The organism is methane-oxidizing endosymbiont of Gigantopelta aegis (genome assembly GCF_016097405.1).
Lineage (GTDB): Bacteria > Pseudomonadota > Gammaproteobacteria > Methylococcales > Methylomonadaceae > Methylomarinum.
In genome coordinates this window covers 13,462-20,856 of record NZ_JAEHGD010000005.1, presented here as the reverse complement: position 1 = coordinate 20,856, position 7,395 = coordinate 13,462, and the positions used below count along the sequence as shown (strand labels likewise).

The window sequence follows — 7,395 nt, the reverse complement described above, 5'->3', positions numbered from 1 at the left end:
TAGTGATGCGGAAGATATTTTGTTGATACTGCCGGCCGACCATGTGATTACGCAGCCTGAGGTATTTAGACAGGTGGTGGCGAAAGCAAATAGCCTAGCTGAACAGGGCTACATGGTGACATTTGGAATTGTGCCGACTGCACCAGAAACAGGTTATGGTTATATCAATACTGGGGCTGCGGCTGATGAGCAGAGTTTTCATATTCAAGCATTTGTCGAAAAGCCGGATAGGGATACGGCTAAAACCTATTTGGATAGCGGTGATTATTTCTGGAACAGCGGCATGTTTATGTTTAAGGCCGGGCGCTATCTTGAGGAACTGGCAAACTATCGGCCGGATATTCTGCAAGCGTGTGAAAATGCCCTTGCAAAAACCGAACAAGATAGAGATTTTCTACGGCCAGATAAAGAGGCCTTTTTGGCCTGTCCTGCCGATTCTATCGATTATGCGGTGATGGAAAAAACTGATCGCGCCGTTATGATTCCACTCGATGCCGGTTGGAACGATATTGGCTCCTGGTCGGCGCTATGGGATATCACCGATAAGGACGAGGCCGGCAATGCTGTCAGCGGTGATGTGATAGCACTTGATACACGTGATTCATTTTTGATGGCGGGTAATAAATTACTGGTGACTGTCGGAGTCGAAAATCTGGTCGTGATTGAAACCGATGATGCAGTGATGATTGCCAGCAAAGATCGCGTGCAAGATGTCAAGGATGCTGTAGAGCAATTAAAACAACGGCAACGGCCCGAGGCGACTTTGCATCGTAAGGTTTACCGGCCTTGGGGCTATTATCATTGCATTGAGCAGGGTGAGCGCCATCAGACTAAACGCATTGTGGTTAATCCAGGGGCGAAATTATCGCTGCAAAAGCATCATCATCGCGCCGAACATTGGATTGTGGTGAAAGGGACGGCGATGGTGACGCGCGATGATGAAAAGATTCTGTTGACCGAAAATGAATCCACTTATATTCCATTAGGGGTGACGCATTGTTTGCACAATCCCGGCGTGATTCCACTGGAAATTGTTGAAGTTCAATCCGGCAGCTATCTTGGTGAAGACGATATTATCCGGTTCCAGGATGATTATGGCCGCCAATAATCAGCATCGATGGCTTAACGGAAACAGACAATAAAAATGACTGCCCTTGCCCAGTTGGCTTTCAATTTTCAATTGGGCATCATGGCGCACCAACACATGTTTGACAATGGAAAGGCCAAGTCCTGTGCCTTGAATTTTTTTAGACCGGTTTCGATCTACACGATAAAAGCGTTCGGTGATGCGCGGAATATCGGCCCCGGCAATGCCTTCACCCTGGTCTTCCACGGATAAACATAGATACTTGTCCCTGCGCGACCAAGTGACGATAACGGGTTTGTCGGCAGGCGAATATTTCAAAGCATTGACCAGCAAATTGCTGAAGGCACTGCGCAGCTCCTGTTCATCGCCGAGAAGATTATCTGTGCAGCGAATATTGAGCTGAATCCGCTGGGCGTTTTTACCGATGATTTGACCTTCATGACAAATCTGGCGTAACAGTTTTGGAATATCGACACAGTCCTGGTGTTTTTCCCGGGTTTCCAGCCGGGTCAGTAATAACAAATCATCAATCAGGCTTTGCATACGCTCGGTCTGCAAGGCCATTTTATCAAAACAGCGCGCATAAAAAGGACTGGGTGCAGGTTGTTCTTTCAAAGTCTCCAGATAGCCCTTTAAAACCGTCAGCGGCGTTCGTAATTCATGTGAGACATTGACGGCAAAGTCTTTACGCATCTGTTCCAGTTTACGTAAATGGGTAATATCATTTGCTAGTAATAGGCGTTGCCCTGCACCATAGGGGACGATTTTGATTTGTAACAAAGCTTCATCGGTGAGAGGGGAGGGTATCGTGATGGGATCTTTATAATCTCGGGACAATAAATACTGAATAAAGACAGGTGTGCGCAACAAATTGATAATGCGTTGGCCTCGGTCTTTTTTTCTCAGCCCCAATATTTGTCGAGCTGCTTTATTGCTCCATTCAATCTCATCATGCTTGCCTAAAACGACAGCAGCATCCGGCAGGGCATCGGTGGAGCGGTGAAAACGCTCCAGCATTTTGCTGAGCTTTTTCTTGCTTTGTTTTTGGCGTTTGCGAATTTTATACAGGTGAAGATAAATTTCTTCCCAGATGCCTTTTGCCTGTTTATTATCGGTCAGATAGCCGACGCTTAAATTTCGCTCCAGTTTATTGATCAGAAGACTCTGTTGTATTAATAACACAACGGCAAGCAACAATAATAGTAGAGTCAAATGGCCGATAAACAGGCTGGCCACAATAGCCATGATCAGCCAGAAACTGACAATTTTGATTTCACGGGTCCAGCGATTCATTTGTCTTCTGTTGCCGAAAAGCGATAGCCGAAGCCGCGAACCGTCTGAATGGCCTCTTTACAGCCATGTTCAGCCAAAACTTTGCGCAGACGCCGGATATGCACATCGACTGTGCGTTCTTCGACATACACACTGCGGCCCCAGACCTGATCCAATAATTGGGTGCGGCTGAATACCTTGTCTGGATTCTGCATAAAAAAGTGTATCAATTTAAATTCCAGGGGACTAACATCCAGGATTTGATTATTGATGGTTAGAATATGTTTATCCGTATTGAGTTGAAACACGCCTTGTTGCAGAAGTGGTTGGTTGTTGTTTGGCGACGTGCGGCGTAACACGGCATGAATACGCGCCACTAACTCTTTCGGTGAGAATGGCTTAGTCATATAATCATCGGCGCCAATTTCAAGCCCCCTGACTTTGTCATCTTCCTCGCCGCGGGCGGTCAGCATGATAATGGGCAGTTTTTTCAAGGTAGGGTCTTTTTTCAGGCGGCGGGCAAGTTCGACGCCACTGATGCCAGGTAGCATCCAGTCCAGCACCATTAAATCCGGCGTATTGTCAGCTAGAATTTCTTGTGCCTGTTCTGCCGTATTTGCAGACAAGGTTGAAAAGTCCGCTTGTTGTAGAATCATTTCCAGCATTTCCAGAATGGCTTCTTCATCTTCAACTAACAGAATGGTTTTTTGCATGAGGCTTTCTCGAATGTTTATGCAACAGATAAAAGTAACAGAACTATATGACAATGCAATGACATTGTATGGCAATCATTAACAGACTATGAGCAGTTATCCCCAGAAACTGTGGATAACTCTGTGGATGAGGTGTTTGTTTTGCCCTGAAAAAGGCATATATTCAGGCGTGTTCATAAATCGTACAGAAAATAGACAATGTAAAATAAGATTTTATAAAACAATACCTTATCATTTATAGCGAGATGTTGATTTAATTTTTAAAGGTGCGTGGTAAGTGTTTGATTTTAGCCTGTGTATAGTTATACAAAGTTGCTTAAGTTGACATCAAGCCTTTGCCATTGTTCTGGCGTTGCCGGCAGTCCAAAGCGGACGCTCTCAGGCGATTCAAACAAGCGAATCAGAATACCTTGTTTCGCCAGATGCTGAAACAGGCTCTCAGCTTTTTGAGTTTTAACCCACTGAAACAAGTCAGTTCCGCCGGTAGGGGTTAGACCATGCTGCGTCAGAAGACATTTTAATTGCTGCGACTGATGTCGGAGTCGATGCCGTGTTTGTTGTTGCCAGTCGCTGTCTTGCAAGGCCAGTTTTGCCACATGGCGAGCGGGATGGCTGATGCGCCAGGGGCCAAGCTGGCGCTGTAATCGAGATAAGAGATTCGGTTCTGCAATGACAAAGCCGCAACGAATCCCGGCCAGACCAAAAAACTTGCCGATAGAGCGTAAAATAATCAGTCCCTTCCGGCTTGGCTCCGTGCTCAGACTGTATTCAGGCTGACAATCGATAAAGGCCTCATCGATAATTAGCCAGCCACTGCGTTTTTGCAGTTGCCTGTGCCAGTCAAGCAGGCGGGAGCGGCTAAAGATTTCGCCAGTCGGATTGTTTGGATTGATAATGACCAGAACATCGGTTTCCGGTAATACCGCATCGATTTGTTGGCTTTGGACCTGACGGATTTTGTGACCGGCCTGCTGCCAGTTCGCGGCGTGTTCGGCATAGGCGGGCGTCAACAAGGTGACGCGGCAAGGTGGACGTAACATCGGCAGGGTTTGAATGGCGGCCTGGCTTCCTGCAACCGGTAAAATAGCCGGGTTGCCATAATAGGATGCCGCCGCTTGAATTAGGCCGTCATTATCTTCCGGTAAACGTTGCCAACAATGCGCCGGAATCGGCGGTACTGGCCAGCCATCAGGATTGATGCCGGTAGATAAATCCAGCCAGCCGGCTAATGGGATGCGATAGTGTTTAGCCGCTTGTTGCAGTTGGCCGCCATGGTCAAGCAAAATAATCTCCGATAGCGATGACGACGCACCAACATAGCAGCGATCGCTCTACGAGCTGATTGGCTTTAACGATATCGTCGCTTTGCGTTAAGTGTTGGCTGCCAAACCAGGGTTTTTGTCGAAAGCGACCATGATAAACCGCCGGTCCGCCAAGCTGTCTGTTTAATGCACCGGCGCCGCTGGTCATCACCGGCCCGGCATTCGGGCTTTCCAGCAGACGGGCTTGCATTTTCCAACAGGACAACGCCAGCCGTGTCTGTCCCATCAACGCGTAGGACAAGGCGGTCAAGCGCGCAGGGATGTAGTTTAGACTATCATCCATACGGGCAGCAAAACGCCCAAAAAAGCGATAGCGAGCATTTTTATACCCCCACATCGCATCGAGTGTATTGCTCAAGCGATAAAAAATTACGCCGGCAGGCCCTGCCAGCACAAACCAGAAGAGAGGTGCGAACACAGCATCGGCACCATTTTCCAGAACCGATTCAATTGCGGCATTTTGGATTTGTCGGACGTCCATTTGGTCTGTGTTACGACTGACCATATAACCTACAGCGGCGCGAGCCTGTTCGATTGGCTGGGTTTGCAGTGCCTGGTACACCCTGTTGGCATGTTGTTTCAGGCTACTGGGTGCAATGCATAAATACAGCACCAGGCTATTGACGGTTAGTTCGGTTGTTGCCGGTAAATGGAAAGACAGCATTAACAATGGCAAGGGTAGGGTCAACAGCGCCCATGCCAGCATACCCAGAAGTTTCTGTCGGGCAGGGCTGTGTTCAGGGTGACAGAGGCGTGATTCGAGATTGTTTGCCAGCCAGCCAAAGCCCACCAGCGGATGATATCGCTTCGGCTCACCGAGGCGATAATCCAGAATAATCGCGAGTATAATAGTCAGGGTTATCGTCATGGGAAGCGCACAATGCCATATTCCGGGGTTAAATTCAAATGGAATAAAGTGCAATCACCCTATTAACAAGTAATGGCTTAAGGCTCTCCCAACAATTTAACGTGTTACTGTTTTCTTTGATATTCTGTAACTATTCACGCCTTCAGAAGCACTGGAGATAGGGTATTGATTTTTCAGGACGCGTAGATACATCCATGTAGCTCTGTTCAACATCCTTGTTGCACAAGCCTGAAAAATCAATACCCTATCTCCACTAAATGATTACCGTGTGGGTAGTTATGATATTTTAATCGTTTTTTAGAGGATCGTAATCGACAATGAAAAAGGATGTTGCACAAGAATGAAGGCTCAAACCCTGATGGTGCAAGGCACTACCTCCGATGCTGGAAAAAGTGCCCTAGTGACAGCCTTGTGCCGTTATTATGCGCGCCGGAATATTCGCGTCGCGCCGTTCAAACCGCAGAATATGGCCTTGAACAGCGCTGTTACCGAAGATGGCGGCGAAATTGGCCGGGCGCAGGCGGTACAGGCCGCGGCCTGCTATTTAAAACCGCATACCGATATGAATCCGGTCTTGTTAAAGCCAAATTCCGATAAAACCGCGCAGGTCATTATTCATGGTAAGGCTTATAAAAATCTGAGTGCGCAACAATACCATGCCTACAAAAAACAGGCGCAGCGGGCGGTCTTAGAATCCTGGCGGCGTTTGAGTCAGTGTTATGACAAAGTCATCGTAGAAGGTGCAGGCAGCCCCGCCGAAATCAATTTACGTGAGGGCGATATTGCTAACATGGGCTTTGCTGAGAGTGTTGATTGTCCCGTGATATTGATTGCCGATATTGATAAAGGCGGCGTTTTCGCTCACTTGGTTGGTACCTTGGCGCTGTTGTCAGAAAGCGAGCGGCAGCGTGTGGTAGGCTTTGTGATTAACCGTTTTCGGGGCGATATTGACATTTTACAACCCGGGCTGGATTGGTTGGAACAGAAAACCGGGAAGCCGGTGTTGGCGGTATTGCCCTATTTGCAGGATTTTTACCTGGAAGCGGAAGACAGCTTGAAACAGATTGCGGTCAGCCAGCATGCCGATGTGCAATCGTTCAATATCGTCATTCCAGCCTTGCCGCGCATTAGTAATCATACCGATTTTGACCCGTTGCACTTGCAACCGGATGTGCAATTGCATTTTGTCAAACATGCCGATACGGCGCCGGCGGCCGATCTTGTCATTTTGCCCGGCAGTAAATCAGTTCGGGATGATTTGTATTGGCTGAAACAGCAAGGTTGGCCGGCATATTTGAACCGGCATTTGCGCTATGGTGGAAAAGTATTAGGTATTTGTGGTGGCTATCAAATGCTGGGGAGCCAAATTCATGATCCGCAAGGGATTGAAGGTGAGGCGGGTGTCAGCGCAGGGTTGGGTTGGCTAGATATTGAAACCGTTTTACATCGCGAAAAATGCTTGATGCAGCGGCAAGGGCGTCTGTGGCGTGGTGAGATTGAGGTAGTCGGTTACGAGATTCATGCCGGTCTTTCAACCGGCCCGGATACGCAAAGAGCGGTTATAGATTATGGCACCAGCCAGGATGGTGCGCGTTCAGAAGATAATCAGGTTATGGGTTGTTATTTGCACGGCCTGTTCGATCAGGCCGAAGCCCGCCAGCAGTTGTTGGCCTGGGCGGGGTATCGCGGCACAACACAGCTCGATTTGCATGAAAAACGCGAGCAGGGCATCAATATGATTGCCGATGCGGTTGAGCGTTATTTTGATTTCAAGCGGCTGAATAAAGCCATAGCGAAAAATGCCGCGTACAAAAAAGGCGCAGAATGCGCCTTTTAGTGTATGTTATTGCGGTTGTACATTGGCTGCTGTCAGTCCTTTAGGGCCGGTCTCAATGTCAAATTCAACCGCCTGTCCAGGTGATAATGTCTTGAAGCCATCGCCACTGATTACTGAATAGTGTACGAATACATCTTCATTGCCTTCATCCGGTTCAATAAAACCAAAACCTTTTGAATTATTAAACCATTTAACAGTACCCGTTGCCATTTGGAGAACTCCTTAAAATAAATCAATACAAATACAGAATGGCAAATAATCACCTGAACGGCTTATCTGCAATCTGATGGCAGTAT

Annotated in this window: 7 protein-coding genes; 2 read left to right on the top strand and 5 right to left on the bottom strand. The window is 47.7% G+C overall.

Features of this window, described 5'->3' with window-relative positions; translation table 11 throughout:
* Positions 1-1,108 (top strand): mannose-1-phosphate guanylyltransferase/mannose-6-phosphate isomerase (locus JEU20_RS14615; protein WP_198246887.1); only part of this gene is annotated, 1,108 nt, incomplete at its 5' end.
* Here the strand turns inward: JEU20_RS14615 and phoR are convergent.
* From phoR to cbiB, 4 genes are all read right to left on the bottom strand, one after another.
* Entirely contained in the window at positions 1,109-2,380 is a 1,272-nt protein-coding gene (gene phoR / locus JEU20_RS14610) for a phosphate regulon sensor histidine kinase PhoR (RefSeq protein ID WP_198246886.1), read from the bottom strand.
* Positions 2,377-3,072 (bottom strand): phosphate regulon transcriptional regulator PhoB, encoded by a 696-nt coding sequence (gene phoB, locus JEU20_RS14605; RefSeq protein ID WP_198246884.1) that lies wholly within the window; start codon positions 3,070-3,072, stop codon positions 2,377-2,379. Before phoB ends, phoR begins: the two co-directional genes overlap by 4 nt.
* A gap of 302 nt (positions 3,073-3,374) precedes the next feature.
* The gene (gene cobD / locus JEU20_RS14600; RefSeq protein ID WP_198246882.1) at positions 3,375-4,355 is read right to left on the bottom strand and encodes a threonine-phosphate decarboxylase CobD; all 981 of its coding nucleotides are present in this window, start codon (positions 4,353-4,355) and stop codon (positions 3,375-3,377) included.
* Positions 4,348-5,262 (bottom strand): adenosylcobinamide-phosphate synthase CbiB, encoded by a 915-nt coding sequence (gene cbiB / locus JEU20_RS14595; protein ID WP_198246881.1) that lies wholly within the window; start codon positions 5,260-5,262, stop codon positions 4,348-4,350. The genes cobD and cbiB overlap by 8 nt, the downstream gene beginning before the upstream one ends.
* 340 nt (positions 5,263-5,602) lie before the next feature.
* Between cbiB and JEU20_RS14590 the strand changes: the two genes are divergently transcribed.
* Complete coding sequence (locus tag JEU20_RS14590; protein ID WP_198246880.1) at positions 5,603-7,099, top strand: cobyric acid synthase; 1,497 nt, start codon at positions 5,603-5,605, stop codon at positions 7,097-7,099.
* 6 nt (positions 7,100-7,105) lie between these two features.
* Here JEU20_RS14590 and JEU20_RS14585 read toward each other — a convergent pair whose 3' ends face one another.
* Positions 7,106-7,309, bottom strand: coding sequence for a cold-shock protein (locus tag JEU20_RS14585; RefSeq protein ID WP_198246878.1), 204 nt, complete (start codon positions 7,307-7,309; stop codon positions 7,106-7,108).
* Between the last annotated feature and the right edge of the window lie 86 nt (positions 7,310-7,395).